At 61.0% G+C, this 14,255-nt stretch carries 13 protein-coding genes; 5 read left to right on the top strand and 8 right to left on the bottom strand.

Annotation, left to right across the window (positions count from 1 at the left end):
- Nucleotides 1-23: 23 nt before the first annotated feature.
- From BS300_RS18970 to BS300_RS18960, 3 genes are all read right to left on the bottom strand, one after another.
- Entirely contained in the window at nt 24-893 is an 870-nt protein-coding gene (locus BS300_RS18970; protein WP_071914635.1) for a tetratricopeptide repeat protein, read from the bottom strand.
- Between the two features lie 113 nt (nt 894-1,006).
- Complete coding sequence (locus BS300_RS18965) at nt 1,007-1,342, bottom strand: hypothetical protein (protein ID WP_042030818.1); 336 nt, start codon at nt 1,340-1,342, stop codon at nt 1,007-1,009.
- A gap of 155 nt (nt 1,343-1,497) precedes the next feature.
- A complete protein-coding gene (locus BS300_RS18960; protein ID WP_071914633.1) occupies nt 1,498-1,842 on the bottom strand; it encodes a DUF2956 domain-containing protein in 345 nt (114 codons plus the stop codon).
- Nucleotides 1,843-2,101: 259 nt separating this feature from the next.
- Between BS300_RS18960 and ushA the strand changes: the two genes are divergently transcribed.
- Nucleotides 2,102-3,826: a bifunctional UDP-sugar hydrolase/5'-nucleotidase UshA gene (ushA, locus tag BS300_RS18955; protein ID WP_071914631.1), complete on the top strand. Its 1,725-nt coding sequence runs from the start codon at nt 2,102-2,104 to the stop codon at nt 3,824-3,826.
- 469 nt (nt 3,827-4,295) lie between these two features.
- Here ushA and BS300_RS18950 read toward each other — a convergent pair whose 3' ends face one another.
- Entirely contained in the window at nt 4,296-5,156 is an 861-nt protein-coding gene (locus BS300_RS18950; RefSeq protein WP_041210542.1) for a Tim44-like domain-containing protein, read from the bottom strand.
- A 135-nt stretch (nt 5,157-5,291) separates the two neighbouring features.
- Here BS300_RS18950 and BS300_RS21305 point away from each other — a divergent pair, with 135 nt between their 5' ends.
- From BS300_RS21305 to BS300_RS18935, 4 genes are all read left to right on the top strand, one after another.
- On the top strand, nt 5,292-5,441 hold the full coding sequence (locus BS300_RS21305; protein ID WP_158025286.1) for a hypothetical protein: 150 nt from the start codon (nt 5,292-5,294) through the stop codon (nt 5,439-5,441).
- A 77-nt stretch (nt 5,442-5,518) separates the two neighbouring features.
- The gene (gene dnaB, locus BS300_RS18945; protein WP_041210543.1) at nt 5,519-6,913 is read left to right on the top strand and encodes a replicative DNA helicase; all 1,395 of its coding nucleotides are present in this window, start codon (nt 5,519-5,521) and stop codon (nt 6,911-6,913) included.
- Between the two features lie 191 nt (nt 6,914-7,104).
- A complete protein-coding gene (gene alr / locus BS300_RS18940; RefSeq protein WP_043850337.1) occupies nt 7,105-8,178 on the top strand; it encodes an alanine racemase in 1,074 nt (357 codons plus the stop codon).
- Nucleotides 8,178-8,597, top strand: a complete 420-nt coding sequence (locus BS300_RS18935) for a secondary thiamine-phosphate synthase enzyme YjbQ (protein WP_058058222.1) — start codon at nt 8,178-8,180, stop codon at nt 8,595-8,597. The genes alr and BS300_RS18935 overlap by 1 nt, the downstream gene beginning before the upstream one ends.
- 120 nt (nt 8,598-8,717) lie before the next feature.
- Here BS300_RS18935 and pepE read toward each other — a convergent pair whose 3' ends face one another.
- The 4 genes from pepE to BS300_RS18915 form a co-directional block, all read right to left on the bottom strand.
- The gene (gene pepE / locus BS300_RS18930; RefSeq protein ID WP_071914629.1) at nt 8,718-9,455 is read right to left on the bottom strand and encodes a dipeptidase PepE; all 738 of its coding nucleotides are present in this window, start codon (nt 9,453-9,455) and stop codon (nt 8,718-8,720) included.
- A gap of 213 nt (nt 9,456-9,668) precedes the next feature.
- On the bottom strand, nt 9,669-11,477 hold the full coding sequence (locus tag BS300_RS18925) for a carbon starvation protein A (RefSeq protein WP_071914626.1): 1,809 nt from the start codon (nt 11,475-11,477) through the stop codon (nt 9,669-9,671).
- A gap of 213 nt (nt 11,478-11,690) precedes the next feature.
- The gene (btsR, locus tag BS300_RS18920) at nt 11,691-12,428 is read right to left on the bottom strand and encodes a two-component system response regulator BtsR (protein WP_071914624.1); all 738 of its coding nucleotides are present in this window, start codon (nt 12,426-12,428) and stop codon (nt 11,691-11,693) included.
- On the bottom strand, nt 12,422-14,116 hold the full coding sequence (locus BS300_RS18915) for a sensor histidine kinase (RefSeq protein WP_071914622.1): 1,695 nt from the start codon (nt 14,114-14,116) through the stop codon (nt 12,422-12,424). The genes btsR and BS300_RS18915 overlap by 7 nt, the downstream gene beginning before the upstream one ends.
- Nucleotides 14,117-14,255: the final 139 nt, after the last annotated feature.

The raw sequence follows: 14,255 nt of genomic DNA, 5'->3' as shown, positions 1-14,255 counted from the left end.
GCCGCCCATATCTTTTGAGTCGTTCAGAGTTTGGCTAGGCGTTTGAGCCGGGTCAGCCGTTCCGCTTCATGGCTCTTGCTCCAGCTATCGCGCGAGAGCAGAAACCAGGCGCGGGCAAAGTATTCGGCCGCCGCCGGATCATCCAGCGCCAGCGCATTCTCCCCCAGCTCCTCGAACAGATCTCCATCTTCCGCAGCGCCGGCGTCGCTCATATCTGCTTTAAGCTGGGTCAGTTCTGCCATCGCTTGTTGATGCAGACCCATGGCCCGGCTCAGGCGGGCCAGACTCCAGCGGGCGATAAAAGCCTTGCCCTGCTCCTGATGCGCTTCATGCCAGCTCAGACACTTCTGTTGCAGCGCTTTTGCCTCGTCAAATCGCCCCAGCTCGAACAGGGTCCAGCCCAGATTATGGTAAATGGCAGGTAGCCAGCTGCGCACCCGCTCATCCGGGCTGCGCTCGGCCAGCTCCATCCCCAACTGATGCCAGCGGCTCTGCTCTGGCGGCGGCACCGTCATGGCCACCATCTGGGCGGCATCGATGGCGAGATAGAGCTCCTTGCTCTTGAGTCCCTGTTGCCAGGCCTGCTCAAACTGCGCTTTGGCCTGACTCTGATCGCCAGCGGCATGGAACAGGCGGCCCCGCTCGATATGCAACCTGACTCGGGCTCTGGGGGTAGCCCCGGTGAGGCGCTTCTCTACGTCATCAAGGGTCTGTCTGGCTTGCTCTGGCTGGTGTTGCAGGGCGTGGGTGCGGGCAATCTGAGTCAGCAGCTCCAGCTCGAGCTGCAAATCTTGGTCGGCGCGCGCTGTGGGCAACAGGGCATCGAAGCGCTGGGCAGTGGCGACGGGATCCTGATAGTCCCATAGCGCCATGAAATCGGGCGGATTCTCCATCTGGCCTCCTGGCTGGCGATCCTTGCACCAAGATGCCTGCAGGTTATTGATTGCACAAGGGGCGCTCGTCACAGAGCGCCCCTTGAGTCATGTCAGCGTCATCGGCCAGCCGGTCAGTAGACCATGGCCAGGCTCATCAGCATCAGACCGAGGGCGGCAAAGGCTCCCTCCTTGATGGCCAGACGTGGCACCAGTGCCTTGGGCAGGCCCGGAAACAGGCTCAGGGCAAAGCCAAGGCCCGGCATCAGCCAGTGGAAGGCGGGATTGCGCAGGGCGGGGTCGGCGGCGCCATTGATGATGATCAGCAGAATAAAGAGGGTAAAGGCGGGCAGAATAAACCAGCGCACTGTGCCGGCGGCAACGGCCCGCAGCGGCGAGATGCGATAGAGCAGCATGGTCACCAGAAAGAGCACAAAGGGGGCCAGCAGGTAGAGCGGAGCGGGGTTCATAACGAATTTCCTGAAAACAGATGACCAGACAGTCTGGGTTGGCAACAGCGTAGGTAGGGGCAAACAGAGGCGGGATTTAATCAGCCTTCAATTAGCCTGACCAGCCTGATGGCCCTGCTCTGTGAAGCGGATCCCGGACAAAGGTTTGCCAGCTTTTAGCGCAGCCACAACCAGACGGCGACAAAGCCGAGCCAGCTGGCGGCCAGCAGGGCCCATGGCAGCGGATGGTGGCGAGTGACCTCGATGACCTCAAGGGCTTCATCCTGTTCGTCGTCTTGCTGCGCTTGCTGGCTCTGTTTCGCTTTGGTCTGCAGCTTCTTCTGGCGACTGGCTTCGCGAGCCCGCACCTTCATCTGCTTTTTATACTCGTCGATCCCTTTCTGGATCCCCTGAGCGATAAGTTGGGTCTGCTCCTTGGTCTGCCCCGGCTTCTGGTTGGCGCGGGCAATTTTCATCGCCTCCTGCTGGGTCTCGGGGGAAATCTTGTCGTACTTGGCCATCAACACACTCCTCGGACATGGGGGAGGGAGTATGCCACAAAACAGCGTTTCGTGGCGCTTGGCACGGCATGGCCGCAAATGAGAAACGTCTCAATAAAAACATTTAAAAATCAGTCGAGAAGCGGATGTTGGGCCAGTGATCACAATTAACAGAATTTGTGAGTCATCGATGAAAAATGGCCACTGGTTGTTTGTTATATTTGCGCCCGACCTGCTGGATAGGGTCGCTAAATAACAAAACAATCAAGGTGATATGGAAATGAATAATAAATTTATCAAAGGCGGCGTGGCCCTGGCCGTGTTTGCTGCACTGACTGGCTGTAATACCTCAAAAAACGACAGCGTGGCACCCTGCACCGAAAATGTCTGCAAACTGACCATTCTGCACACCAACGATACCCACGGCCGTTTCTGGAACAACGCGGAAAACGAATATGGCATGGCGGCCCAGAAGACGCTGGTCGAGCGGCTGCGTAGCGAGGCCAAGGCGGCTGGCAGCGATGTGCTGGTGCTCTCCGGCGGTGACGTGAATACCGGGGTACCCGAGTCGGATCTGCAGGATGCCGAACCCGATTTCATGGCGATGAACAGCATCCGCTACGACGCCATGGCGGTGGGCAACCACGAATTTGACAACCCCCTCAGCGTGATCGAGAAGCAGCGTCAGTGGGCCAAGTTCCCCATGCTCTCCGCCAACATCTATGACAAGGCGAGTGGCAAGCACTACTTCGACCCCTACAAGGTGTTCAAGCTGGAGAGCGGTCTCAAGGTCGCCGTACTGGGCCTTACCACCGAGGATACCGCCCAACTGGTGGATCCCAACAACGTGAAAACTCTGGAGTTTCGCGATCCGACCACGGAAGCTGCCGCACTGGGCAAGCAGATCCGTGACAAGAAGGAGGCCAATCTGGTCTTCGCCATCACCCACATGGGCCACTATGCCGATGGCCAGCACGGCAGCAACGCGCCGGGCGATGTGGAGATGGCTCGCAAGCTGCCGGTTGGCACCCTGGATGCCATTATTGGCGGCCACTCCCAGAATCCGGTCTGTATGGAGCCGGGTACCGCCAACAAGTACGCCAACTTCAAGCCGGGTGATACCTGTCTGCCGGATCAGCAGAATGGCACCTGGATCATGCAGGCCCATGAGTGGGGCAAATATGTGGGTCGTGCCCAGTTTGACTACCAGAATGGCAAGCTGACCCTGACCAGCTATGAGCTGATCCCGGTCAACCTCATCAAGCGCAACGCCAAGGGCGAGGCGATCGATGCCAACGGTGCTGTGACCAAAGACACCAGCAAGATGCAGTTCGTGCAGGACGAGATCGTGAAGGATCCCGAGCTCTACAATACCCTGCTCGCCTATCAGGAGAAGGGCCAGCAGGAGCTCAGCGTGGTGATCGGTTCCACCGATGGGCTGCTGGTTGGCGATCGCAACTCGGTGCGCAACAAGCAGACCAACCTTGGTCGCCTGATCACGACGGCGACCACCGGCAAGCTGGGCGTTGACTTCGGTATCGTCAACTCGGGTGGTGTGCGTGACAGCATCCCGGCTGGCGACATTACCTATCGCAGCGTGCTGCTGGTGCACCCCTTTGGCAACACGGTCAACAAGGCGGTGATGAAGGGAAGCGAGCTGGCGACCTATCTGGGTCAGGTTGCTACCAAAACCCGCAACACCGGTGGTTACGCCCAGTTTGGCGGCATCAATATGGCGGTGGATTGCCAGGCCAAGAGCGTGAATATCACCAGCATCGGTGGCAAGGCGTTTGACCCGGCCGCCACTTACAGCTTCGCCATCCCGAGCTTCAGTGCCTCCGGTGGCGATGGTTATCCGAAGATCGATACCATCAACGCCGGCCTGGTCGATGCTGCCGTGCTGAAGGAGTACATCGAGGTCAAGAAGACCATCAACGTTGCTGACTATCAGCCGGCCAACGAGGTGAGCTATCTGAACTCTACTTCTGCAGAAGGGTGTAACTAAGCAACCTTGCATAGCCATCACAGGAGCCGTACTTGGCGGCGCCATTCAAACAGATCCCCGGGCCTTGCCCGGGGATTTTTTTATCTTGTGACGATGACTGGTGCCGCTTGTGCTGTTGCTGTCCGGCGCTTGGTATTCCGGCGATAAGCCGCTTTGCCATTGATCTTCAAACTCATGTTCGATGCTTTCCCTTCAGAAACCTCTTGGCGAGATCGGCCATGTTCTTTTGAAGGGCCGCTGGCAGCGCTAAAGGCACAAGGGGATGCACATCCTGCCACTGTAAATTCAATTTATAGGTTTTGCTGAAATGGCATCATTTTGACTTATACCAAACCGGTGGCAGAAGAGAGGCTCTGCCAGATCCGTTTATTGGCCCTGACAAGCCCTCCGCCGATTTTTGTGGCGATAGCGTGAGCAAAAAAAGAGGCAGCCGGATGGCTGCCTCTGCGGTTTTTCATGAACGCTGCGATTACAGCTGCTCGATACCAACGATATGCCAGGGGGCATTGTTCTTGGCCAGATCGCGTTCGAGGTGCCACACCTCTTTGATGTCTTCCTCGACCTGCTCCTGGCGGTCCATGTAGCGGCCGCTGAAGCGCACGCTCACCTGGGCCCAGTCGCTGCCGTAGTCGGCGCGCACCAGCTGGGTGTCGACATACATCACTTCGGTATGCTGGTCGCCAGTCAGTTCGGCGCGCTCGGCTTTGAGCTGCTCGAACAGCTCGGGGCTGACGTACTCGCGCACTTTTTCCAGATCGTTCTTGTTCCACGCCTCTTGCAGGGTGCGGTAGTGGTCGCGGGCACCGGCCAGGAAGCCGTTCATGTCAAAGCCCGGCGGCAGGCGGAACGGCACATCGCTGTCGGCAAAGCCGGTCGCTTGCGGGGCGCTGTGGCTCTGCTCGAACTGCTGCGGGGCCGCGCTCTGGGGCGGCTGATAGCCGGCATAGGCCGTCTGTTGCGGTTGTGGCGCTCCCATCTTGCCCCGGCGCATGGCCCGGAACAGGAATACGGCACCCAGTGCCAGCAGGGCGATCAGCAGGAAGTCCATCCCTTGCAGACCTTCAAAGGCGCCGCTGCCCAGCAGGTAGGCAAACAGGCCACCGGCCAGCAGACCGCCCAGCAGACCACCCATCATGCCGCTCTTTTTCGGCGGGGTCTGGGCACCCAGGGTCGGGTTCTTGTTGTCGACCGGTTTGGCCGCAGGCTGTGCCGGCGCTGTCTTGTAACTTTTGCCAAAGGATTTGCCGCCACCAAACTTCTTGGCCTCGGCGTGCGGTGCCCCCAGGCCGATGGCCAGGATCATGGCAAACAGGGTCAGCATCTTTTTCATTTTGACTCTTTCACTCTCGTCTGTAGTTGGGGCATGCTCTGCTTAGGCAAGCTCAGCAAGGCGCATGGCAGGCTGCCTGTCCCTAAATGTGTCGCAGCTTGTATTCATCAATATCACCTCTGGCATGAATTATTCATGAACGAGATTGCCGCGATGCGGCGTCAAACAAGAGGAGTAAACCAGATGAAAAGCAGAAGATTGAGTCGCAAGGAGCGCAAAATGCGAAGCAAAATCAAAATGGTCAAGGCTGAGCAGACCCTGGTCTGGCCCTTTATGATGGTATGAGCCGCCAGATAGGGCTCGCCGTAGTTGGCTTTCTTTTGTAAAATTCCCGTCCCCTTCCCGCTGCGGTTTTTATGTGTATGGCAGAGCAAGTGACGGCGAAAAAAGACGCCAAGACACAACAGCTGAAAGTTCCCCCCCACTCTTTTGAGGCCGAACAGTCCGTACTGGGCGGCCTGATGCTGGATAACGACGCCTGGGATCGGGTCGCCGAGCGGGTGATCGACAAGGATTTCTACAGCCGTCCGCACCGGTTGATCTTCCAGGCCATGACCCGCCTCTCCAACGCGGGCAACCCCATCGACCTCATCACCCTGCAGGAGGAGCTGGAGCGTTCCGAACAGCTGGAGGAGGCAGGTGGCTTCGCCTATCTGGTGGAGATCGCCAAGAACACCCCGAGTGCCGCCAACATCAACGCCTACGCCGAAATCGTGCGCGAGCGGGCGGTGGTGCGGGAGATGATCTCTGTCGCCAACGAGATCGTCGAAGCGGGCTACGAGCCGCAGGGCCGAACCTCCAACGATCTGCTCGATCTGGCCGAGAGCAAGGTATTCCAGATCGCCGAGCAGCGCACCAGCGCCAACGAAGGCCCCCAGCCGCTCAAGCTGATCCTCGAGCAGACTGTCGACAAGATTGAAGAGCTGTTCAAGACCCCGCACAACGGGGTGACCGGTGTATCCTCGGGCTACAACGATCTGGACAAGATGACCGCCGGTTTGCAGCGCTCGGATCTGGTCATCGTCGCCGCCCGTCCCTCCATGGGCAAGACCACCTTTGCCATGAACCTCTGTGAGCATGCGGCCCTCACCGCCGACAAGCCGGTGCTTATCTTCTCGCTGGAGATGCCCTCCGAGCAGATCATCATGCGTATGCTCGCCTCGGTGGGTCGTATCGACCAGACCAAGGTGCGTACCGGTCAGCTCGACGACGAGGATTGGGCCCGTCTCTCCTCCACCATGGGGTTGCTGCTGGAGAAGGGCAAGATGTATATCGATGACTCCTCCGGCCTGACCCCGACCGAAGTGCGCTCGCGCGCCCGTCGGGTGGCACGGGACAACGGCGGCATCAGCATGATCATGGTGGACTACCTGCAGCTGATGCGGGTACCCAGCCTCTCCGACAACCGGACTCTGGAGATCGGTGAAATCTCCCGCTCCCTCAAGGCGCTGGCCAAAGAGCTGCAGTGCCCGGTGGTGGCGCTCTCCCAGCTCAACCGAAGTCTGGAACAGCGGGCCGACAAGCGTCCGGTCAACTCGGATCTTCGTGAATCGGGCTCCATCGAGCAGGATGCGGACTTGATCATGTTTATCTATCGTGATGAGGTTTATCACGATGACAGCCCTGACAAGGGGATTGCCGAGATCATCATCGGCAAGCAGCGTAACGGCCCCATCGGCCGGGTGCGTCTCACCTTCCAGGGGCAGTTCTCCCGGTTCGACAACTACGCCGGCCCGGCGTTTGACGACGATTATTGATGTAAACCCAAGGTGATGGCGATTTCGTCATTACCACGACTGCCCTGATCGATAGCCAGTCATTGGCTGCCGCTCAGGGCCTGTTTTCCCGGTTCGACAATTATGCCGGTCCGGCCTTCGACGACGATAAGTGAGTGGCGGTCTTCTGCCCGATGAGGGGGAGACCATTTGTGCCCTCGTAAGGGAAAACCATGAAAGCGGCTACTGCCCAAATCAACACTGCGGCCTTGCGCCACAACCTAGCCGTGGTCAAGCGCCACGCTCCCGCTTGCAAGATCATCGCTGTGGTCAAGGCCAACGCCTATGGCCACGGACTGCTGCCGGTCGCCCGCACCCTGGTGGATGCGGATGCCTACGCGGTGGCCCGTATCGAAGAGGCGCTGATGCTGCGCTCCTGCGCCGTGGTCAAACCCATCGTGCTGCTGGAGGGCTTCTTCTCCGCCGACGATCTGCCGGTGCTGGCGGCCAACAACCTGCAGACGGCGGTTCACACCTGGGAACAGCTCGAAGCGCTGGAGCAGGCCGAGCTGCCAGCCCCTGTGGTGGCCTGGCTCAAGCTCGACACCGGTATGCATCGGCTCGGGGTACGGGCCGACGAAATGCCTGCCTTTATCGAGCGCCTTGCTAAGTGCAAGAACGTGGTGCAGCCGTTCAACATCATGACCCACTTCAGCCGCTCCGATGAGCTGGAGCAGCCCACCACCCGCGAGCAGATCGACTTGTTCAGCAAGTTGACCGCGCCGCTCCTGGGCGAGCGGGCCATGGCCAACTCGGCGGGCATTCTGGCCTGGCCGGACTCCCACTGCGACTGGGTGCGCCCCGGTGTCATCCTCTATGGCGTGTCGCCATTCCCCAACACGGTGGCAGCCGATTACGATTTGCAGCCGGTGATGACCTTGAAGACCCAGCTGATTGCGGTGCGGGATCACAAGGCGGGCGAGCCGGTGGGCTACGGTGCCAACTGGGTGGCGGATCGCGATACTCGCCTCGGCGTGATCGCCATCGGCTACGGTGACGGCTATCCGCGCATGGCGCCCAACGGCACATCCGTGCTGGTCAACGGCCGCATCGTGCCGCTGGTGGGGCGTGTCTCCATGGATATGAGCACTGTCGATCTGGGCCCGGGCGCGACCGACAAGCCCGGCGACGAGGCGGTACTGTGGGGCGAGGGGTTGCCGGTGGAGCGGGTGGCCGATGAGATTGGCACCATCCCCTACGAGCTCATCACCAAGCTCACCTCCCGCGTCTTTATGGAGTACGTCTGATGTGGCAGCAGTGCCTGCTGACTCTGAAGCCCCGTTCGCGGGGCTTTCATCTGGTGACCGACGAGCTGGTGGCCAAGCTGCCGATGCTGGCGGATTACCGGATTGGCATGGCGCACCTGCTGCTGCAACACACCTCCGCCTCGCTCACCCTCAACGAGAATTGCGACCCCAGCGTGCGCAGCGATATGGAGGCCCATCTGCACCGGCTGGCGCCGGAGGATGCCCCCTACTATCGCCACACCTATGAGGGGCCGGATGACATGCCCGCCCACATCAAATCCTCCCTGCTCGGGGTGAGCCTGCAGCTGCCGATCCGCGATGGTCAGCTGGCGCTCGGCACCTGGCAGGGGATCTGGCTTGGTGAGCATCGTGTCGATGGCGGCGCCCGTAAGGTGCTGGTGACCCTGCAGGGTGAGTAAGCAGGCTGCAACCAGCTGAAAGATGACGATAAAAAAGAGGGATGGCATTGAGCCATCCCTCTTTTGTTTTTACGGTTTCGCGAGCTATCCGCTTGTCAGTGGCACGGCGCTCTGCGTGGCTCAACCGACCTTGAAGGGGGTCAGTTCGGCCAGCGGGGTTGCGTCCATAAAGGCTTGCGGCTCCTGACCGTGTTTGAAGATCTTGAAGTCCTGCTCGCGTGCGCTCCAGTACTCCAGACGCTCGCTGCCGTTTTCTCCGGTGATTTGCAGCAGGCTCGCTTCACGCAGGGCCACCACGTGCTCGCTCGGGTTGATGGCGCAGAACTCGGCCAGACGCTCGTCGCGGGTCTCGCCCATGTGGCCGCTGATGCTGGCGTCCAGATAGTGCGGGTTGATCTGCAGCGGGAACAGGCCCAGCGCCGGCAGTACGGCGGCGCTGCAAACCGGCATGTCGTTGGTGGTACGGATGCTCGGGGTCGCCACGTTGCAACCGGCGCTCCAGCCCACATAGGGGACACCCCGCTCGCGCACGGCACGCTGGATCGGCACGATCAGGCCGTTTTCATGCAGCATCTGGTTGAGGCGCCAGGTGTTGCCGCCGCTGATAAAGATGGCGTCCGCCTGATTGATGGCATCAACCGGATCATCGAAGTGGTGGATGCTGATGGCATCGACTCCCAGACTCTCCTGCAGCTCGTTGGCACGGGCATCCCAGTCGCTGCGGATCACCGCGTAGGGGATGAGCAGGATGCGCTTGACCTGTTTGCGCGCGAGCAGGCTTTGAACCCGATCCCGGGCCCAGCCGAGCAGACCCGGAAATTCGTTGGCTTTACCGTTGCTAAGCAGAAGCAGTTCCATCAAATCGTTCCTCAAAAAGTGAAAGCGGAGGAGAGGCCACCCCGGTTTGCCGTCGGCCAGCAGGGTGACAGGAGCGGGCATACTACCACTTTCGGATAGACGGTTCTGTGATCGGGGGGCTCATTAATGAGTTGTTCCTCAATGAGTCCGCATGAAAATCACCACATAAACAGAGGCCCCGCTTGTGCGGGGCCTTGGTCATGGTCGGGATGATCAGGAGGCGGTTGCCTCGACCACCTTGTAGGAGGGCTGCTGGCGCAGCTTCCACAACTCGCTCCACTTGCGCAGGGCAGAGAGCAGGATCAGCATCCCCAGCACCAGCATGATGAGGGAGATGATGCCGTTCATCGGGTTGTAGCCCTTGGCGGCCGAGTTGAAGTAGACGTTGCTCATCATCCAGTAGGCGGCGTAGTTGACGGTGACGAACAGGTAGGCCAGCGGGATCAGGCAGGTCAGCATGTAGCGGCGCTTGCTGGCCAGTCGCAAGATGATGGTGGCACCGATGATGAGGCCCACCGAGGCCATCAGCTGGTTCGATACCCCGAACAGCGCCCACACAGATCCGATATCACCGGACATCAGCAGGTAACCCCACATCACGCAGGCGAGTACGCTGGCGCCGATGGCACCCGGCATCCAGTCGATGCGTTTGAGGGGCGGGTAGAACTCGCCGAAGAAGTCCTGAATGAGGTAGCGGGAGACCCGGGTACCGGAGTCAACGGCGGTCAGGATGAACACCGCTTCGAACATCACCACGAACTGGAAGAAGTAGGAGGCGAGGTTACTGAACCAGGGCACCTTGGTGAAGATGTAGGACATGCCCACCGCCAGGGTGACGGCGCCGCCGGTGCGGCCGTTCAGGTCCATGCCGATCTCCTGGGAGAGGAACGGCAGATCCACCACCTGCATCCCCAGTTTGGCGAAGGCTTCCGGGGTGGCGTTGATGGCGAAGTAGTCAGCCGGGTGCAGGGCTGTGGCAGCGATCAGCGCCATCACGCCCACCACGCACTCGGCCAGCATGGCACCGAAGGCGACCGGCAGGATGTCGTTCCACTTGTCCACCAGTTTCGGGGTGGTGCCGGAACCGATAAAGGCGTGGAAGCCGGAGATGGCGCCACAGGCGATGGTGATTGAGATAAATGGCCAGACCGGGCCGCCCAGTACCGGGCCGCCGCCGTGGACGAACTGGGTCATGGCGGGGAACTGGATCTCCGGGTTGATGCAGATGACACCGATCACCAGCGCGCCGAACACGCCGATCTTCATAAAGCTGGAGATGTAGCCGCGCGGGGTGAGCAGCAGCCAGACCGGCAACGCGGTGGCGAAGAAGGCGTAGATGGGCAGTGCCAGACTGATGGTCTCGGCACGCAGGGTCAGCCAGGCACCGAAGGCGCTCTCCTGCACGTAGGGGCCGAAGAAGACGCAGGCCAGCACGGCGATGAAGCCCACCCAGGAGGCGGCTTGCAGGTTACCGGTCAGCTTGTGCCAGATCCCCACCACCATGGAGATGGGGATGGTCATGAAGACGGCAAACACGCCCCAGGCGTTACGCTCCAGCGCGTGCACCACCACCATGGAGAGACCCGCCATGGTGATGGTGATGATGAAGAGCATCGCAAGGCCGGTACACCAGCCGGCGATGGGGCCAAGCTCGGCCTTGGCCACCTCGGAGAGGGACTTGCCCTGATGCTTCATGGAGGCGAACAGCACGACTGTGTCATGCACAGCACCGCCGATGACGCAGCCGATCAGCAGCCAGAGAAAGCTTGGCAGGTAACCGTACTGGGCGGCCAGTACCGGGCCGACCAGCGGGCCGGCGGCGGCGATGGCCGCGAAGTGCTGGCCGAAGTTGACCCACTTGTTGGTTGGCACATAGTTCTTGCCATCTTCCAGCTGGTGGGAGGGGGTGACTTGCTTGTCGTCAGCCTGCAGCACCTTGCGCACAAAGAACACGCCGTAGAGGCGATATGCAATGGCGAGGATACAGAGGGCCGCAATGACAAAAGTGATTGCGTGTTGCATGGGGGAGTTTCCTTTTCCTGTGGCCAATCTGGCCGGGCTCAGGCTGCACTTTACGCAGGCGACAGGGAAAGGGGAGTGCAGAAAAGGTCAGTGGCAGAGGGCTGCCCGCGAGCGGCAGAAAAGCGGCCCCGAGCGGTTTGAGGGATGAACCGGCGGGCGTGGCAAGCGGGTGAGTGGTAACGGGCAGGGGGGCGGGGTGAGTGGCCCGCCCCCTCAGGGGATCTCCAACAGCTCCTTGAGGGGCTTGAGGTAGCGGCGGCTCACCGGCACCTTGTGGCCGCCCTGAGTCACCACTTCCGCCAGCCCGCCCTCCAGCAGCAGGATTTCGCGGATCTGGCCCGGGTTGAGCAGGTACTGGCGGTGACAGCGCACGAAGCCGGTCTTCTCCTCCAGGGTGCGCAGGGTCAGCTCGGTGGTGCCCTGCTGCTGGCCGCTGATCACCCGGTTGCCGGTGAGATCGCTGTGGATGAACTCCACCTCGCCAAGAGGCAGCAGCAGAATCCGGTTGTGGCCGCTGCAGGGGATGCTGCGCAGGGGCTGGGCGATGCGGGTCGGATCCGGCAGCGGTTGACCAGCCAGTTCACCTTTTGGCGAAAGCAGCCGGTTGATGCGTTCCAGTGCCTTGTTCATCCGCTCTGCAGTGACCGGTTTGAGCAGGTAGTCGAGGGCGTTCTCCTCAAACGCGCGCAGAGCAAACTCGTCGTAGGCGGTGATGAAGACGATGTGGGGGCGCAAGTCCGGGTCCAGCATGCTCACCAGCTCCAGCCCGTTGATGCGCGGCATCTGGATGTCGAGAAACAGCAGGTCGGGTTTGAGGCGGTGGATGGCGGGCAGCGCCTCCATGGCGTGGGCGCACTCTCCCAGCAGGCGGATATTGCCCGCCTGCTCCAGCAACAGGCGCAGCTCCTCGCGGGCGAGGGGTTCATCGTCAACGATCAGGGCGGTCAGCATGGGCTCTCCTGCAGGGGAAGGGTGATCCTCACCCGGGTTGATTGATGGGGGACGCAGTCGATGGCGACCCCATACTCGGCGCCGTAACGGGCCTTGATGCGCCGATCCACTATGTTCATGCCAAGGCCGCTCCCCTCCTGTTTCGTCTGGTAGAGCCCGGCGTTGTCGCACACCTCCAGCAACACCCGCTGCGCCTCAATCCGGGCGGTCAGGGTCAGCAGGCCGGGTTCGAACATCTGGGAGATGCCGTGCTTGACCGCGTTCTCGACGATGGGTTGCAGGGAGAAGGTGGGCAGCCGGTACTCCAGCAGCGACTCGGGAATATGGATCTGCACGCTCAGGTGCTCGGCGAAGCGGGCCTGTTCGATGTGCAGATAGGCGTTCACATGCTCCAGCTCGTCGGCCAGGGTCACCTCGTCCCCCTGGCGTTTGAGGTTCTTGCGAAAGAAGGTGGAGAGATTGTGCACCAGGGTGCGGGCGCTTTCGGGATCGCGCCGGATCACCGCCGACAGGGTGTTGAGGGCGTTGAACAGGAAGTGCGGGTTGATCTGCGCCTGCAACAGCTTGATCTCCGACTGGGCCAGCAGTCGCTTCTGCTCGTTGTATTTGCCCGCTAGGATCTGGCCGGAGAGCAGCCGGGCAATCCCCTCTCCCAGGGTGCGGTTGATGGAGGAGAAGAACTTGCGCTTGGGCTCGTAGAGTTTGATGGTACCAACCACCGACCCTTCTTCCCCCCGCAGCGGAATGACCAGCGAGGAGCCGAGCCGACACTGGGGATGCAGGTTGCAGCTGTAGGGGATGAGGTTGCCGTCGGCATAGACCACCTCGTTGTGCTGGATCGCCTTGAAAGTGTGGGCCGAGTTGATGGCGGTGCCCGGCAGGTGGTGATCCTCGCCGATGCCGATAAAGGCGAGCAGCTTCTCCCGATCGGTGATGGCCACCGCGCCGACCCCGGTCTCCTCGTAGAGGATGCGCGCCATCTGTTGACACGCCTGCTGGGTGAAGCCCTTGTCCAGCACCCGCATCGCCCGCTCGGCGATCTTGAGGGCGCGGGCAGAGAAGGCGACCGAGTATTTCTCCAGCATGGCGCGGTGATCGAGGATCATCCGCATGAACATGGCGGCCCCCAGGGTATTGGCTACCAGCATGGGGGCTATGATGTTCTCGATAAGGTGGACGGCGTCGTCAAACGGGCGGGCCACTAGCAGAATGATCCCCATCTGCATCAGCTCGGCGATGAGGGCCACCGAGCCCACCACCCAGGGGCTGAACAGCAGATCGAGCCGGTGGCGGGCGACGAAGTGGCGGTGCACCAGTCCGCCGAGCAGCCCCTCGGCGATAGTGGAGAAGGTGCAGGCCAGCGCGGTGAAGCCCCCCAGCGAGTAGCGATGAATGCCGCCGGTGAGCCCTACCAGCAGCCCCACCACCGGGCCGCCGACTATGCCCCCCAGCACGGCGCCGATGGCGCGGGTATTGGCGATGGAGTCCTCGACCCTGAGGCCAAAGTAGGTACCCATGACGCAGAAGCCGGAGAAGATGAGGTAGCAGAGGATCTTGTGGGGCCAGCTCAGGGTCACCTGAGTGAGGGGCATGAACAGCGGCGTCTTGGAGAGCAGCCAGGCGATCACCAGATAGACGCAGAGCTGCTGGAACAGCGAGATCACCAGAGTGAATTGTTCAAACGCCACGGCTCATTGCCCCGGTAATGGTTGGTCATTTAATGGACGCGGAGTATTAGCAAACCCCATACCCCCTTGCAAGGCAGGGGTATCGGAATGGTGGCGTAGCGCACGATTTGCCGAATCGTCTGCCGTAGTGGCGGGCGGT

Origin of the sequence: Aeromonas sp. SCS5 (genome assembly GCF_001887375.1) — a bacterium.
GTDB lineage: Bacteria > Pseudomonadota > Gammaproteobacteria > Enterobacterales > Aeromonadaceae > Aeromonas > Aeromonas jandaei.
The sequence above is the reverse complement of the archived record's forward strand: the minus strand, read 5'-3'. Positions and strand labels throughout refer to the sequence as shown.

Bases quoted from the DNA above. Each gene is read 5' to 3' on its own strand.
- BS300_RS18970 (WP_071914635.1), bottom strand. From the start codon at position 893: ATGGAGAATCCGCCCGATTTCATGGCGCTATGGGACTATCAGGATCCC.
- BS300_RS18965 (WP_042030818.1), bottom strand. From the start codon at position 1,342: ATGAACCCCGCTCCGCTCTACCTGCTGGCCCCCTTTGTGCTCTTTCTG.
- BS300_RS18960 (WP_071914633.1), bottom strand. From the start codon at position 1,842: ATGGCCAAGTACGACAAGATTTCCCCCGAGACCCAGCAGGAGGCGATG.
- ushA (WP_071914631.1), top strand. From the start codon at position 2,102: ATGAATAATAAATTTATCAAAGGCGGCGTGGCCCTGGCCGTGTTTGCT.
- BS300_RS18950 (WP_041210542.1), bottom strand. From the start codon at position 5,156: ATGAAAAAGATGCTGACCCTGTTTGCCATGATCCTGGCCATCGGCCTG.
- BS300_RS21305 (WP_158025286.1), top strand. From the start codon at position 5,292: ATGAACGAGATTGCCGCGATGCGGCGTCAAACAAGAGGAGTAAACCAG.
- dnaB (WP_041210543.1), top strand. From the start codon at position 5,519: ATGGCAGAGCAAGTGACGGCGAAAAAAGACGCCAAGACACAACAGCTG.
- alr (WP_043850337.1), top strand. From the start codon at position 7,105: ATGAAAGCGGCTACTGCCCAAATCAACACTGCGGCCTTGCGCCACAAC.
- BS300_RS18935 (WP_058058222.1), top strand. From the start codon at position 8,178: ATGTGGCAGCAGTGCCTGCTGACTCTGAAGCCCCGTTCGCGGGGCTTT.
- pepE (WP_071914629.1), bottom strand. From the start codon at position 9,455: ATGGAACTGCTTCTGCTTAGCAACGGTAAAGCCAACGAATTTCCGGGT.
- BS300_RS18925 (WP_071914626.1), bottom strand. From the start codon at position 11,477: ATGCAACACGCAATCACTTTTGTCATTGCGGCCCTCTGTATCCTCGCC.
- btsR (WP_071914624.1), bottom strand. From the start codon at position 12,428: ATGCTGACCGCCCTGATCGTTGACGATGAACCCCTCGCCCGCGAGGAG.